Below are 15,446 nucleotides of genomic sequence, written 5' to 3' on the forward strand. Positions count from 1 at the left end.
ATCGGCCTTTCGCACAAGCTGGTGTCAGGGGGCATTTCAATGCCTCCTCCAACCGTGCTGCCGTCCAAGGGTTCCGTGGTGACAATACCGCCAGTGCGGCATCGGGGCGGCCATGGCCTTGCCCGTACATCCCCAGCGGGCGGTGGTGCCGGATACAGGAATCGAACCCGTGACCTTCTGATTACAAATCAGCTGCTCTACCAGCTGAGCTAATCCGGCGCGCCCGTCGCTTGGCGGAGGCACACCTTAGCGTCCCTTTTCCGTGCAAACAAGCACTTGGCCGCACCGGATCCACATCGCGGTCACTCGCGCAGGCGGGCGACCTCGTACAGAGCCACCGCAGCGGCATTGGAAACGTTGAGACTGCCCACCGGTCCGCCGGTCGGAAGGCGGGCAATGGCATCGCAGCGCTCCATCGTCAGCCGACGCAACCCGCTGCCCTCCGCCCCCATGACCAGCACGGTCTTGCCCGTCAGATCCAGCTTGGCCAAAGTCGATTGTCCCGATTCGGCGAGCCCGACCGACCAGAAGCCGTTCTGCTGCAGGTCGGTCAGCGCGCGGGCGAGGTTGGTGACGCGAATCAGCGGCACCACTTCCAACGCGCCCGATGCACTCTTCGCCAACACGCCGGTGGTTTCCGGCGCATGGCGTTCGGTCACCACCACGGCGCGGGCGCCGAAGGCGGCGGCCGACCGCAGGATGGCGCCGACATTGTGCGGATCCGTCACCTGGTCGAGCGCGACGATGACCGCGGATTTCTCGGACTCCAACTCGTTGCACAAATCCTCGATGCCCAGTTCCGGCAGGGGAGAGGCGTCGACGACAATGCCCTGGTGGACGGCGCCCGGCGGCAGCATCCGCTCAAGTTCCATGCGGTCGACGGGCGAAGCCTCCGGGCGTTGCAGCCCCAACGCGCGCGCCGCCGCGAAGGCCGGCTCCAGCGCCGCCCGGCCCGAGTCGGTTGCCAGCAGCCGGTGGATGCGCCGCTCCGGATTCGTCCAGGCGGCGGCGACCGGGTGCAGGCCATAGAGAAGAACGCCGCGCGCGGCCGGCGGACGGCCACCCTTCGCCGGCCGACGGCCGGCCCGTCCGGAGTCGTCCGCCTGGTCCTGCCGCGGCGATGACCCGTGCTGCGCCTTGGCGCCGGACCGCTCGGCGCCGCGGTCGGCATTGCGGTCGGAAGAACGGCTGGAAGCGAGGCCGGAGCCGGGATGTCTGGAGCGCGTCATGATACCCACGAAGAAGGGGAGGGGGCCGCAGCGGACTGCAGCCGAATTTTTTCTGGTGTGAACCGCTTAACCCGTGTTGACAAGGTCTGAAAAATTCGCATATTGCCGAACTCCGCGGCGGGCACTGCCAAGCCGCGGACTGGAAGGGTGGCCGAGTGGTTAAAGGCAGCAGACTGTAAATCTGCCCGCGTTAGCGTACGCTGGTTCGAATCCAGCCCCTTCCACCACTACTTTCCACGGCTTGTCCGTGATCGCGTTTGCCCCGGACGGTCGCGCCGGCGGGATGCTTAGGCGGGTGTAGCTCAATGGTAGAGCAGAAGCCTTCCAAGCTTACGACGGGGGTTCGATTCCCCTCACCCGCTCCAATCCCGCGTGCGCCACGGAAAACGGATCTCGGCCGGGCCATTGTGTGCGTCCGGAACGTCGGGAACGAAAGACCAAAGCGATGGCGAAGGCAAAGTTTGAGCGGAACAAGCCGCACTGCAACGTTGGCACGATCGGCCACGTCGACCACGGCAAGACGTCGCTGACGGCGGCGATCACGAAGGTGCTGGCGGAGTCCGGCGGCGCCACCTTCACCGCTTACGACCAGATCGACAAGGCGCCGGAAGAGAAGGCGCGCGGCATCACGATCTCGACGGCCCACGTCGAGTACGAGACGCAGAACCGCCACTACGCGCACGTCGACTGCCCGGGCCACGCCGACTACGTGAAGAACATGATCACCGGCGCCGCCCAGATGGACGGCGCGATCCTGGTCGTGTCGGCCGCCGACGGCCCGATGCCGCAGACCCGCGAGCACATCCTGCTGGCCCGCCAGGTTGGCGTTCCGGCGCTGGTCGTGTTCTTGAACAAGGTCGACATGGTCGACGATCCGGAGCTGCTGGAGCTGGTCGAGCTGGAAGTTCGCGAGCTGCTGTCCTCCTACCAGTTCCCGGGCGACGACATTCCGATCACCAAGGGTTCGGCTCTGTGCGCCCTGGAAGACCGTCAGCCGGAGATCGGCCGCGACGCCGTTCTGGCTCTGATGAAGACGGTGGACGAGTACATCCCGCAGCCGGAGCGTCCGAAGGACCGTCCGTTCCTGATGCCGATCGAAGACGTGTTCTCGATCTCGGGCCGCGGCACCGTGGTGACCGGCCGTGTCGAGCGCGGCATCGTGAAGGTTGGTGACGAAGTCGAGATCGTCGGCCTGAAGGCGACGGTGAAGACCACCGTGACCGGCGTCGAGATGTTCCGCAAGCTGCTCGACTCGGGTGAGGCGGGCGACAACATCGGCGCGCTGCTGCGCGGCACCAAGCGCGAGGACGTCGAGCGCGGCCAGGTTCTGGCCAAGCCGGGTTCGATCACCCCGCACACCAAGTTCAAGGCCGAAGCCTACATCCTGACGAAGGAAGAGGGCGGCCGTCACACCCCGTTCTTCACCAACTACCGTCCGCAGTTCTACTTCCGTACGACGGACGTGACGGGCATGGTCTCGCTGCCGGAAGGCGTCGAGATGGTGATGCCGGGCGACAACGTCGCCATGGACGTGGCTCTGATCGCCCCGATCGCCATGGACGAGGGCCTGCGCTTCGCCATCCGCGAGGGCGGCCGTACCGTCGGCGCCGGCGTCGTTGCCAAGATCGTCGAGTGATGCTATAAGCCTGCCTCCCCCGCCGGGCTTCGGTTCGGCGGGGAGTTCTGTCTGGCTAAAGAGTACGGTTGGGCTTCCGGAAAGCCGTTCTAAAAAGTTATTCCGAAAGTCAGGCCGAAAGGCCTTGACACCGCCGCCGAAAGAATGCTTTAAGCGGCGTCCCACGCCGAAAGGTGTGGCCGGACGGAGATAGGAGTGTAGCTCAATTGGTAGAGCACCGGTCTCCAAAACCGGGGGTTGGGGGTTCGAGCCCCTCCACTCCTGCCATCCCGTCCCAATAACGGTTTAGGGTAAAAGCGGCGCCCTTACAGTCGCTCCGGAGCTCGCACGGTTCGCACGATGGCTAAAGTCAATCCCGCAGAATTCGCGCGCGAGGTCCGCCGCGAGGTAGCCAGGGTCACCTGGCCGACCCGCAAGGAAACCGGCATCACGACCGCCATGGTGTTCGTCATGGTCGTGCTCGCCGCCCTGTTCTTCCTCGTCGTCGATCAGGTGCTGGCGGTTGCCGTTCGCTTGATCCTTGGGCTGGGAGGCTAAGACATGGCAGCGCGCTGGTACGTCGTTCACGTCTATTCGGGTTTCGAAAAGAAGGTCGCCCAGGCCATCCGCGAAAAAGCGGCTCAGAAGGGTCTGGAAGACAAGTTCGAGGAAATCCTGGTCCCGACCGAAGAAGTGGTCGAAGTGCGCCGGGGTTCCAAGATCAACACCGAACGCAAGTTCTTCCCTGGCTATGTCCTGGTCAAGATGGACCTGACCGACGAATCCTGGTCGCTGGTGAAGAACACGCCGAAGGTTACGGACTTCCTGGGCGGTGGCGGCAAGCCGCAGCCGATTTCCCAGCGGGAGGCCGAACGGATCATCCATCAGGTGCAGGAAGGCTTTGAGCGCCCCAAGCCCTCGATCACCTTCGAGGTGGGCGAGCAGGTACGAGTGAGCGACGGTCCCTTCACCTCGTTCAATGGCGTCGTCGAGGAAGTCGACGAAGAGAAGTCCCGTCTCAAGGTGGCGGTGTCGATCTTCGGCCGCTCCACGCCGGTCGAACTGGAATACACGCAGGTCGAAAAGATCTAAGCGCAAGGTTCCACAGTTTTTCGTGTCGGAGCTGCCGGTGCTTGCATCGGTGGCTCCATTCTGTTGCGGGAGGCTCGCCATGGCCGAACCGCAAAACCCCGCGACGCCGCGCCGGACCATCCGGTCATAGGCGTGAGGCGTCGTCCCAGGAGGTTGTGAGATGGCGAAGAAAATCGTCGGTTACATCAAGCTGCAGGTTCCGGCCGGCAAGGCGAACCCGTCGCCGCCCATCGGCCCGGCGCTCGGTCAGCGCGGCCTGAACATCATGGAGTTCTGCAAGGCGTTCAACGCCAAGACGGCGGACCTGGAAGTCGGCATGCCGATTCCCGTGGTCATCACCGCCTACGGCGACCGCACCTTCACCTTCGTGACCAAGACCCCGCCGGTCAGCTACTTCCTCAAGAAGGCTTCGGGCAAGGACAAGGGCTCGACGACCCCCGGCAAGGGCGGTTTCGTCGGCCAGGTCACGACCTCGCAGATCCGCGAGATCGCCCAGAAGAAGATGGTCGACCTGAACGCGCACGACGTCGAAGCCGCCGCGACCATGATCGCCGGTTCCGCCCGCTCGATGGGCCTCGAAGTGGTGGAGGGCTGATCCTATGGCGAAGCTGGGCAAGCGTCTGACCGACGCCTACAAGAGCGTCAACCGCGACAACTTCTACTCGCTGGAAGAGGCCGTCACCCTGGTGAAGGGTGCCGCCAAGGCCAAGTTCGACGAGACCATCGAAATCGCGATGAACCTCGGCATCGATCCGCGCCACGCCGACCAGATGGTCCGCGGCGTCGTGAACCTGCCGAACGGCACCGGCAAGACCGTCCGCGTGGCGGTGTTCGCCCGCGGCGCCAAGGTCGATGAGGCTCTGGCCGCCGGCGCCGACGTGGTCGGCGGCGACGATCTCGCCGAACAGATCCTGGCCGGCAACATCAACTTCGACCGCTGCATCGCCTCGCCCGACATGATGGGCGTGGTCGGCAAGCTCGGTAAGGTGCTCGGCCCGCGCGGCCTGATGCCGAACCCGAAGCTGGGCACCGTGACCCCCGACGTGGCCGGCGCCGTCAAGGCCGCCAAGGCCGGCGCGGTGGAGTTCCGTGCGGAGAAGACCGGTATCGTCCACGCCGGCGTCGGCAAGGTCAGCTTCTCGGAAGAGGCGCTGGTCCAGAACATCCGCGCCTTCGTCGATGCCATCACCCGTGCCAAGCCGACCGGCGCCAAGGGCCAGTACCTGCTGAAGGTCTCGCTCTCGTCGACGATGGGCCCGGGCCTGAAGCTCGATCTTACCAGCGTGTCGGCTGCGGCCGGCGCCGCGGCGTAATCGACCGTCTTTCGCCGCCGGTGCCTTCGGGTACCGGTGACGACCGGGTGGATGATCCAAGGGGGCCTGCCTCTGCGGAACGCCCACCCACCCCCTGTCCGAGACCGCAGGTGTCCGCCCCTTCTCCGGAAGGTGAGGGCTTAAAATTCACCGGCGCAGACAGGAGTTGAACCCGTTGACCATTCCGGACCCCGTCAAGGCGGGACCACCGGATCAGGAACGGCTTGAACTTCTGGGACAGGTTCGCCGGACCTCCGGCCCGCAAGGGCAGGGGGTTCATGTAAACCTCTGTGCAAGGAGGCGATCCGTGGATCGTACACAAAAAGAAGCGACGATCGCGGCTCTGCAATCGAAGCTCCAGGACACGGGCCTGGTGGTGGTCACCCACCATCTGGGCCTGACGGTGAAGGAAGTCACCGACCTGCGTGCGAAGGTTCGGGCTGCTGGCGCCAGCTTCAAAGTGACGAAGAACCGGCTCGCCCGTCGTTCCCTTCAGGGGACGCAGTTCGAAGGTCTGGACGGTCTCTTCAAGGGACCGACGGCGATCGCCTTCTCGAAGGATCCCGTTGCGGCTGCCAAGGTGGTGGCCGACTACGCGAAGACCAACGAGAAGCTCAAGATCGTCGGCGCCAGCCTCGGCACCCAGATTCTGGACGCGGAGGGGGTCAAGGCCCTCGCCTCGCTCCCGTCGCTGGACGAACTGCGTGGCCGCCTCGTGGGCATGATCCAGACCCCGGCGACCCGTATCGCCGGTGTTCTCCAGGCTCCGGGTGGCCAGGTCGCCCGCGTGCTTGCCGCCTACGCGAAGAAGGACGACGAGGCAGCCTGAGCTGGCCCGCAAGGCCGGCTCAACTCACTCGTTTTTTTCATCCCCAGAACTCAAGTCGTTTGGAGTAGTAACATGGCTGATCTGCAGAAGCTCGTCGACGATCTGTCGGCCCTGACCGTCCTGGAAGCCGCCGAGCTGTCGAAGCTCCTCGAAGAGAAGTGGGGCGTCTCCGCCGCCGCTCCGGTGGCCGTTGCCGCCGCTGGCCCGGCCGCTGCCGCTGCCGCTCCGGCCGAAGAGCAGACCGAGTTCACGGTGATCCTCGCCGATGCCGGCGACAAGAAGATCAACGTGATTAAGGAAGTCCGTGCGATCACCGGCCTGGGCCTGAAGGAAGCCAAGGACCTGGTCGAGGGCGCTCCGAAGCCGGTCAAGGAAGGCGCCACGAAGGACGAGGCCGCCAAGATCAAGAAGCAGCTTGAAGAGGCCGGCGCCAAGGTCGATATTAAGTAAGACCTTGTTGCGTTACGGATCATACAGTTCCACGCCGGACGGCGGTCGGTTCCCCAGGGAACCTGCCGCCGCACGGCGTTTTCTGCCTTCCGCCGGACCGGGCTTGCCCGGCCCGGCTCTTTCCGTCCCCATCATGGGGATGGCCCGCGCGGGCGCCCTCGGGACCGGTCGACACCAGTCGGCTTGATCCTGCGGTCGGTTGAACGGTCGGTATAACGCGCATCACGTACAGACGTTTGGGGACATCCATGGCCAAATCCTTTACGGGTCGTAAACGTGTTCGGAAGAGCTTCGGGCGCATCCCGGAAGTCACCCAGATGCCCAACCTCATCGAGGTGCAGCGCAGCTCCTACGACCACTTCCTGCAAATGGACATCGCCCCGGAAAAGCGGGCGAACCTGGGCCTGCAGGAAGTGTTCAAGTCGGTCTTCCCGATCAAGGACTTCTCCGACCGCGCGGTGCTGGATTTCGTCAAGTACGAGCTTGAGCAGCCGAAGTACGACGTCGAGGAGTGCCAGCAGCGTGGCATGACCTTCGCCGCCCCGCTGAAGGTGACCCTGCGCCTGTCCGTGTTCGACGTCGAGGAGGACACCGGCCTCCGTTCGATCCGCGACATCAAGGAGCAGGACGTCTACATGGGCGACATGCCCCTGATGACGGCCAACGGCACCTTCGTCATCAACGGCACTGAACGCGTCATCGTCTCGCAGATGCACCGCTCGCCGGGCGTCTTCTTCGACCATGACAAGGGCAAGACCCACGCGTCGGGCAAGTATCTGTTCGCCGCCCGCGTCATCCCCTATCGTGGCTCCTGGCTCGACTTCGAGTTCGACGCCAAGGATCTCGTCTACGTCCGCATCGACCGCCGCCGCAAGCTGCCGGCCACCACGCTGCTGTTCGCACTGGACGGCGCGGAGACCGAGGCGCTGCGTGCCGAGCGCAAGGCCAACCGCAAGGACCTGCTGCCCTACGAGGCGCAGGGCATGGCCAAGGAAGAGATCCTCAACTACTTCTACGACACCATCACCTACACGCGCTCGGCCGGCGGTTGGAAGACCCCGTTCAGCGCCGAGCGGATGAAGGGCGTCAAGCTGATTTCGGACCTCGTGGACGCCTCCACCGGCGCCGTCGTCGCCGAGGCCGGCACCAAGATGACCCCGCGCGTCATCAAGAAGCTGGTCGAGGCCGGCCTGACCGAGCAGCAGGTCTCCACCGAGGAGCTGACCGGCCGCTACCTCGCCGTCGACATCATCAACGAGCGCACGGGCGAAGTCCTGTTCGAAGCCGGTGACGAGCTGTCGGCGAGCGACCTCGACAAGCTGGAGAAGACCGGCGTCGACGAGCTGCCGGTGCTGGCGATCGACCATCTGAACGTCGGCGCCTACATCCGCAACACCATGAATGCGGACCGCAACGCCAGCCGTGAAGATGCCCTGATCGACATCTACCGCGTCATGCGTCCGGGCGAGCCGCCGACCCTGGAATCGGCCGAGGCGCTGTTCTCGGGCCTGTTCTTCGACAGCGAGCGCTACGACCTGTCGGCCGTGGGCCGCGTGAAGATGAACGCCCGCCTGAACTTCCAGACGGACGACCAGATGCGCGTTCTCCGCAAGGAGGACATCCTGGAGATCCTGAAGGTTCTGGTGAACCTGAAGGACGGCCGCGGCGAAATCGACGACATCGACCATCTCGGCAACCGCCGCGTGCGCTCGGTCGGCGAGTTGATGGAGAACCAGTACCGCGTCGGCCTGCTGCGCATGGAACGTGCGATCCGCGAGCGCATGAGCTCGGTCGAGATCGACACGGTGATGCCGCACGACCTCATCAACGCGAAGCCGGCGGCCGCCGCCGTGCGCGAGTTCTTCGGCTCGTCGCAGCTGTCGCAGTTCATGGACCAGACCAACCCGCTGTCCGAGATCACGCACAAGCGTCGTCTCTCGGCCTTGGGCCCGGGCGGTCTGACCCGCGAGCGTGCCGGCTTCGAGGTGCGCGACGTGCACCCGACGCACTACGGCCGCATCTGCCCGATTGAGACCCCGGAAGGTCCGAACATCGGTCTGATCAACTCGCTGGCGACCTACGCCCGCGTGAACCAGTACGGCTTCATCGAGAGCCCCTACCGCAAGGTCATCGACGGCAAGGTCACCAACGAGGTGGTCTATCTGTCGGCGATGGAGGAGGGCCGTTACGTCGTCGCCCAGGCGAACGCCGAGCTGAACCCGGACAACAGCTTCGCCGCCGATCTGGTGTCGTGCCGCCAGGGCGGTGAATACCTGATGTTCCGGCCGGAGGCGATCGACCTGATCGACGTGTCACCGAAGCAGCTGGTGTCCGTCGCCGCGGCGCTGATCCCGTTCCTTGAGAACGACGACGCCAACCGCGCGCTGATGGGCTCGAACATGCAGCGTCAGGCGGTGCCGCTGGTGAAGGCCGACGCGCCGCTGGTCGGCACGGGCATGGAGGCGACCGTCGCCCGCGACAGCGGCGTGACCATCGTCGCCAAGCGTTCGGGCATCGTCGACCAGGTCGACGCCACCCGCATCGTCGTCCGCGCCACCGACAGCTCGGACAGCACGGCGCCGGGCGTCGACATCTACAATCTGCTGAAGTTCCAGCGTTCCAACCAGAACACCTGCATCACCCAGCGTCCGCTGGTGAAGGTCGGTGACCGGGTGAACGCCGGCGACATCGTGGCCGACGGCCCGTCGACCGACCTGGGCGAGCTGGCGCTCGGCCGGAACGTGCTCGTCGCGTTCATGCCGTGGAACGGCTACAACTTCGAGGACTCGATCCTCATCAACGAGCGCATCGTCAAGGACGACGTCTTCACCTCGATCCACATCGAGGAGTTCGAGGTCATGGCCCGCGACACCAAGCTGGGCCAGGAGGAAATCACCCGCGATATTCCGAACGTGGGTGAGGAAGCTCTGAAGAACCTCGACGAGGCCGGCATCGTCTACATCGGCGCCGAAGTCCGTCCGGGCGACATTCTGGTCGGCAAGGTGACGCCGAAGGGCGAAAGCCCGATGACTCCGGAAGAGAAGCTGCTGCGCGCCATCTTCGGCGAGAAGGCTTCGGATGTCCGCGACACCTCGCTGCGCCTGCCGCCGGGCGTCGTCGGCACCATCGTCGAGGTCCGTGTGTTCAGCCGCCGCGGCGTCGACAAGGACGAGCGCGCGCTCGCCATCGAACGCGCCGAGATCGAGAAGTTGGCCAAGGACCGCGACGACGAGCGCGGTATCCTGGAGCGCAGCTTCTACACCCGCCTGAAGGAAGTGCTGCTCGGCCAGACCGCGCAGTCCGGCCCGAAGGGCATGAAGGGTGGCACGGTCCTGACCGAGGAGGTTCTGGCCGGCCTGTCGAAGGGCCTGTGGCGCCAGATCGCCATTGCCGACGAGCAGGTGATGGAAACGGTCGAGAACCTGGCCAAGGTGTTCGACGACTCGATCAAGGCCCTGCAGGACCGCTTCGAGAACAAGGTCGACAAGCTGCAGCGCGGTGACGAGCTGCCGCCGGGCGTCATGAAGATGGTCAAGGTCTTCGTCGCGGTGAAGCGCAAGCTGCAGCCGGGCGACAAGATGGCCGGCCGTCACGGCAACAAGGGTGTCGTCTCGCGCATCATCCCGCAGGAGGACATGCCGTACCTCGAGGACGGCACCCCGGTCGATCTGGTCCTGAACCCGCTGGGCGTGCCGTCGCGCATGAACGTCGGTCAGATCCTGGAAACCCACCTCGGCTGGGCCGCCTCGGGTCTCGGCAAGCAGATCGGCCGCGCGGTCGACCAGTACCGTCTGGCGATCCGCCAGAAGGCCGAAGGTGCTCCCCAGCTGGAGGCCCTGCGCAGCACGCTGAAGTCGGCGTACGGCGAGGTGACCTACAACGAGGACATCGCCGACATGACCGACGGCGAGCTGCTGGAGCTGGGCGGTAACCTGCGCAAGGGCGTGCCCTTCGCGACGCCGGTCTTCGACGGCGCCCGCGAGGAGGACATCTGCGTCCATCTGGAACGCGCCGGTTTCGACCGGTCGGGCCAGTCGACGCTGGTCGACGGCCGGACCGGCGAGACCTTCGATCGCAAGGTCACCGTCGGCTACATCTACATGCTGAAGCTGCACCATCTGGTGGACGACAAGATCCACGCCCGGTCGATCGGCCCCTACTCGCTGGTCACGCAGCAGCCGCTGGGTGGCAAGGCCCAGTTCGGTGGTCAGCGCTTCGGTGAGATGGAGGTCTGGGCGCTCGAAGCCTACGGTGCCGCCTACACGCTGCAGGAAATGCTGACGGTGAAGTCGGACGACGTGTCCGGCCGCACCAAGGTCTACGAGGCCATCGTCCGCGGCGACGACAACTTCGAGGCCGGCATTCCGGAGTCGTTCAACGTGCTGGTCAAGGAGCTGCGCTCGCTCGGCCTGAACGTCGAACTGAACCAGCGGTCCTACTGAGCCGATTTGACGTGACCAAACCCCGGAACGGTGCGAGCACCGCTCCGGGGTCATGCACTGCCCTTAACCGACAACGCGGCGATGCCAGCGGGAGACGGTCATGAATGAGTTGATGAACATTTTCGGCCAGGTCCAGGGGCCGCAGAGCTTCGATCAGATCCGCATCCAGATCGCGAGCCCCGAGCGGATCCGGTCCTGGTCCTACGGCGAGATCAAGAAGCCGGAAACCATCAACTATCGCACCTTCAAGCCGGAGCGCGACGGCCTGTTCTGCGCCCGCATCTTCGGCCCGATCAAGGACTACGAGTGCTTGTGCGGCAAGTACAAGCGCATGAAGTATCGCGGCATCATCTGCGAGAAGTGCGGCGTCGAGGTCACGCTGTCGAAGGTCCGGCGCGAGCGCATGGGCCATATCGAACTGGCGTCGCCCGTCGCGCACATCTGGTTCCTGAAGTCGCTGCCGAGCCGTATCGGTCTGCTGCTCGACATGACGCTCAAGGATCTGGAGCGCATCCTTTATTTCGAAAACTACGTCGTCATCGAGCCGGGCCTCACCCCGCTGAAGCTGCATTCGCTGCTGAACGAGGAAGAGTACCTGAACGCCCAGGACGAGTATGGCGAGGACGCCTTCACCGCGTCGATCGGTGCCGAAGCGCTGCGCATCATGCTGTCCGCGCTCGACCTCGACGAGGAGAAGAAGCGCTGCCGTGAGGATCTGCGCGACACCAACTCCGAAGCCAAGCGGAAGAAGCTGGTCAAGCGCCTGAAGCTGATCGACGCCTTCCTGGCCTCGCAGTCGCGTCCGGAGTGGATGATCCTGGAAGTCATTCCGGTGATCCCGCCCGAGCTGCGTCCGCTGGTCCCGCTGGACGGCGGCCGTTTCGCCACGTCGGATCTGAACGACCTGTACCGCCGCGTCATCAACCGCAACAACCGTCTGAAGCGGCTGATCGAGCTGAAGGCGCCGGACATCATCGTCCGCAACGAGAAGCGCATGCTGCAGGAGGCCGTCGACGCTCTGTTCGACAACGGCCGCCGTGGCCGCGTCATCACCGGCGCCAACAAGCGTCCGCTGAAGTCGCTGTCCGACATGCTGAAGGGCAAGCAGGGCCGCTTCCGTCAGAACCTGCTCGGCAAGCGCGTCGACTACTCGGGCCGTTCGGTCATCGTCGTCGGTCCGGAGCTGAAGCTGCACCAGTGCGGCCTGCCGAAGAAGATGGCGCTGGAGCTGTTCAAGCCCTTCATCTACGCCAAGCTGGAGCTGTATGGCCTCGCCTCCACCATCAAGGCCGCCAAGCGGATGGTGGAAAAGGAGCGTCCCGAGGTGTGGGACATCCTGGAAGAGGTCATCCGCGAGCATCCAGTGATGCTGAACCGTGCGCCGACGCTGCACCGTCTCGGCATCCAGGCGTTCGAGCCGACGCTGATCGAAGGCAAGGCGATCCAGCTGCACCCGCTGGTCTGCACCGCCTTCAACGCCGACTTCGACGGCGACCAGATGGCCGTGCACGTTCCGCTGAGCCTCGAGGCCCAGCTGGAAGCGCGCGTCCTGATGATGTCGACCAACAACATCCTGTCGCCCGCCAACGGCAAGCCGATCATCGTGCCGTCGCAGGACATCGTCCTCGGCATCTATTACATCTCCATGGATCGCCCGAGCGAGAAGGGCGAGGGCATGGTGTTCGCCAACGTCTCGGAAATCGAGCAGGCGCTGAACGCCAAGGTCCTGTCGATCCATGCGAAGATCAAGGCGCGCTACGTCGGCGTGGACGACGAGGGCAACGAGCTGATCAGCATCGTCGAGACGACGCCGGGCCGCATGCTCCTGTCGGAGCTGCTGCCGCGTCACCCGAAGGTGCCGTTCTCGCTGATCAACCGTGTCCTGACCAAGAAGGACGTCGGCAACGTCATCGACGCCGTCTACCGCCATTGCGGTCAGAAGGAGACGGTGATCTTCGCCGATCGCCTGATGAAGCTCGGTTTCGGCCACGCCTGCCGCGCCGGCATCTCCTTCGGCAAGGACGACATGGTCATCCCCGCCGCCAAGGAGAAGCTGGTCAACGAGTCGAAGGAGCGGGTGAAGGAGTTCGAGCAGCAGTATCTCGACGGCCTGATTACCCAGGGCGAGAAGTACAACAAGGTCGTCGACGTCTGGTCGGAATGCACCGAAAAGGTCGCTTCCGAGATGATGAAGGCGATCTCGACCACCGAGGCCGGCAAGCCGGTCAACTCGGTGTACATGATGGCCCACTCCGGTGCGCGTGGTTCCGCCGCGCAGATCCGTCAGCTGGCCGGCATGCGCGGCCTGATGGCCAAGCCGTCGGGCGAGATCATCGAGACGCCGATCATCTCGAACTTCAAGGAAGGCCTGACCGTGCTGGAGTACTTCAACTCCACCCACGGCGCCCGCAAGGGTCTGGCCGACACCGCCTTGAAGACGGCGAACTCCGGTTACCTGACCCGCCGTCTGGTCGACGTGGCGCAGGACGCCATCATCGTCGAGCATGATTGCGGCACCGAGCGCGGCATCACCGTCAAGGCGGTGATCGACGGCGGCGAAGTCATCAGCCCGCTGGGCGACCGCATCCTCGGCCGCACCGTCGTCGGCGCGGTGATCGACCCGCTGAACGGCGAGTTGATCGTCGAGGACGGCGGCCTGATCGACGAGCCGACTGTCGATCGCATCGAGCGGTCGGGCATCGACTCGGTCAAGATCCGCTCGGTCCTGACCTGCGAGACCCGCGACGGCGTCTGCGCCAAGTGCTACGGCCGTGATCTGGCCCGCGGCACGCTGGTCAACACCGGCGAAGCGGTGGGCGTCATCGCGGCGCAGTCGATTGGCGAGCCGGGCACCCAGCTGACAATGCGTACCTTCCACATCGGTGGTGCGGCGCAGCGCGGTGCGGAGCAGAGCCAGATCGAGGCGGCGTTCGAAGCGACGGTGCGGATCAACAACCGCAACGTCGTCATGAACTCGTCGGGCATCCCGGTCGTCATGGGCCGCAGCACCGAAGTCATCCTGCTCGACGAGCAGGGCCGCGAGCGGGCGCGTCACCGCGTGCCGTACGGTGCCAAGCTGCTGGCGGACGAGGGTGTGAAGGTCGAGCGCGGCGCCAAGCTGGCCGAGTGGGACCCCTACACCCTGCCGATCATCACCGAGCGTGCCGGTACCGCCCGCTACATCGACCTCGTGGAGGGTATCTCCATGCGCGAGGTGATGGACGAGGCGACGGGCATCAGCTCCAAGGTGGTGGTCGACTGGCGCCAGCAGCCGCGCGGTGCCGATCTGAAGCCGCGCATCGCGCTGGTGGACGAGCGGGGCGACCTGATCACCCTGCCGAACGGCCTGGAAGCCCGCTACTTCATGTCGGTGGACGCCATCCTGTCGGTGGAGAACGGTGCCGAGGTGCGGGCCGGTGACGTGCTGGCGCGTATCCCGCGCGAGTCGTCCAAGACCCGCGACATCACCGGTGGTCTGCCGCGCGTGGCCGAGCTGTTCGAGGCGCGTCGTCCGAAGGACTTCGCCATCATCTCGGAGATGAGCGGCCGCGTTGAATTCGGTAAGGACTACAAGACCAAGCGCCGCATTGTCGTCCGCAACGACGAGACCGGTGACGAGAAGGAGTATCTGATCCCGAAGGGCAAGCACATCTCCGTGCAGGAGGGTGACTATGTCGAACGCGGCGATCTGCTGATGGACGGCAACCCGGTGCCGCACGACATCCTGGCGGTGATGGGTGTGGAGGCCTTGGCCGACTACCTGATCAACGAGATCCAGGACGTCTATCGACTGCAGGGCGTGAAGATCAACGACAAGCACATCGAGGTGATCGTTCGCCAGATGCTGCAGAAGGTCGAAATCACCGACGCCGGCGAGACCACCTTCCTGGTGGGCGAGCAGGTCGATCGTCAGGAGTTCGACGAGGAGAACGAGAAGACTGTGGCGGAAGGCTTGCAGCCTGCCCACGGCCACCCGGTTCTCCAGGGCATCACCAAGGCCAGCCTGCAGACGCGGTCCTTCATCTCGGCCGCGTCGTTCCAGGAAACCACCCGCGTCCTCACGGAAGCGGCCGTCGGCGGCAAGGTCGACAACCTGGAAGGCCTGAAGGAGAACGTCATCGTTGGCCGCCTGATCCCTGCCGGCACGGGCTCCGTGGTGAACCGCCTGAAGTTGATCGCCGCCGAGCGTGACCGCGAAGCGGCCCTGGAAGCCGGCGCGCCGGAGGAAACTCCGGCCCTGCCGACTCCGGGCGAGGAAAGCTCCGCGGCCTGATCTGTCGGGCTGATCGAGTAGGGAGGGGGCGCGTTCCGCAAGGGACGCGCCCCTTTTCTTTCGGCGCGCCGGTCGTCACGACGTGCGTTCCGAAGGCGCAAGACCGTCCTTGACTCTCCGTTGGCCTTTCCCTAAAGTCCGCGAACTTCAAAGGACACCGGGGCTCTCCGTGTGTCCGCTTGAATCCACCGATCCCGCCGATC

General features: G+C 65.0%; 10 protein-coding genes and 4 tRNA genes. 12 read left to right on the forward strand and 2 right to left on the reverse strand.

Features of this window, described 5'->3' with window-relative positions; genetic code table 11:
- Positions 1-143: 143 nt before the first annotated feature.
- Positions 144-219: transfer RNA gene (locus ACCD06_RS06165), tRNA-Thr, on the reverse strand.
- 83 nt (positions 220-302) lie between these two features.
- Positions 303-1,238 (reverse strand): 23S rRNA (guanosine(2251)-2'-O)-methyltransferase RlmB, encoded by a 936-nt coding sequence (gene rlmB / locus ACCD06_RS06170; RefSeq protein ID WP_413339531.1) that lies wholly within the window; start codon positions 1,236-1,238, stop codon positions 303-305.
- Positions 1,239-1,370: 132 nt separating this feature from the next.
- Here rlmB and ACCD06_RS06175 point away from each other — a divergent pair.
- The 12 genes from ACCD06_RS06175 (at position 1,371) to rpoC (ending at position 15,243) form a co-directional block, all read left to right on the forward strand.
- Positions 1,371-1,456 (forward strand) — tRNA-Tyr (locus ACCD06_RS06175).
- A 64-nt stretch (positions 1,457-1,520) separates the two neighbouring features.
- A tRNA-Gly gene (locus tag ACCD06_RS06180) sits at positions 1,521-1,594 on the forward strand.
- Positions 1,595-1,674: 80 nt separating this feature from the next.
- Complete coding sequence (gene tuf, locus ACCD06_RS06185) at positions 1,675-2,865, forward strand: elongation factor Tu (protein ID WP_136705163.1); 1,191 nt, start codon at positions 1,675-1,677, stop codon at positions 2,863-2,865.
- A 191-nt stretch (positions 2,866-3,056) separates the two neighbouring features.
- A tRNA-Trp gene (locus tag ACCD06_RS06190) sits at positions 3,057-3,132 on the forward strand.
- 72 nt (positions 3,133-3,204) lie between these two features.
- Positions 3,205-3,402: a preprotein translocase subunit SecE gene (gene secE / locus ACCD06_RS06195; RefSeq protein ID WP_014246876.1), complete on the forward strand. Its 198-nt coding sequence runs from the start codon at positions 3,205-3,207 to the stop codon at positions 3,400-3,402.
- Positions 3,403-3,405: 3 nt separating this feature from the next.
- Complete coding sequence (gene nusG / locus ACCD06_RS06200) at positions 3,406-3,936, forward strand: transcription termination/antitermination protein NusG (RefSeq protein ID WP_014246877.1); 531 nt, start codon at positions 3,406-3,408, stop codon at positions 3,934-3,936.
- Positions 3,937-4,096: 160 nt separating this feature from the next.
- On the forward strand, positions 4,097-4,531 hold the full coding sequence (rplK, locus tag ACCD06_RS06205; protein WP_109150179.1) for a 50S ribosomal protein L11: 435 nt from the start codon (positions 4,097-4,099) through the stop codon (positions 4,529-4,531).
- A gap of 4 nt (positions 4,532-4,535) precedes the next feature.
- Entirely contained in the window at positions 4,536-5,249 is a 714-nt protein-coding gene (rplA, locus tag ACCD06_RS06210; RefSeq protein ID WP_109150178.1) for a 50S ribosomal protein L1, read from the forward strand.
- Positions 5,250-5,556: 307 nt separating this feature from the next.
- Positions 5,557-6,078 (forward strand): 50S ribosomal protein L10, encoded by a 522-nt coding sequence (gene rplJ / locus ACCD06_RS06215; protein ID WP_012973195.1) that lies wholly within the window; start codon positions 5,557-5,559, stop codon positions 6,076-6,078.
- A gap of 72 nt (positions 6,079-6,150) precedes the next feature.
- Positions 6,151-6,528 (forward strand): 50S ribosomal protein L7/L12, encoded by a 378-nt coding sequence (gene rplL / locus ACCD06_RS06220; RefSeq protein ID WP_014246882.1) that lies wholly within the window; start codon positions 6,151-6,153, stop codon positions 6,526-6,528.
- Positions 6,529-6,776: 248 nt separating this feature from the next.
- Complete coding sequence (gene rpoB, locus ACCD06_RS06225) at positions 6,777-10,970, forward strand: DNA-directed RNA polymerase subunit beta (RefSeq protein WP_109157588.1); 4,194 nt, start codon at positions 6,777-6,779, stop codon at positions 10,968-10,970.
- A 100-nt stretch (positions 10,971-11,070) separates the two neighbouring features.
- On the forward strand, positions 11,071-15,243 hold the full coding sequence (rpoC, locus tag ACCD06_RS06230; RefSeq protein WP_413339536.1) for a DNA-directed RNA polymerase subunit beta': 4,173 nt from the start codon (positions 11,071-11,073) through the stop codon (positions 15,241-15,243).
- The last annotated feature ends 203 nt before the right edge of the window (positions 15,244-15,446 follow it).

This window comes from Azospirillum sp. CT11-132 (genome assembly GCF_047302835.1).
Classification (GTDB): domain Bacteria; phylum Pseudomonadota; class Alphaproteobacteria; order Azospirillales; family Azospirillaceae; genus Azospirillum.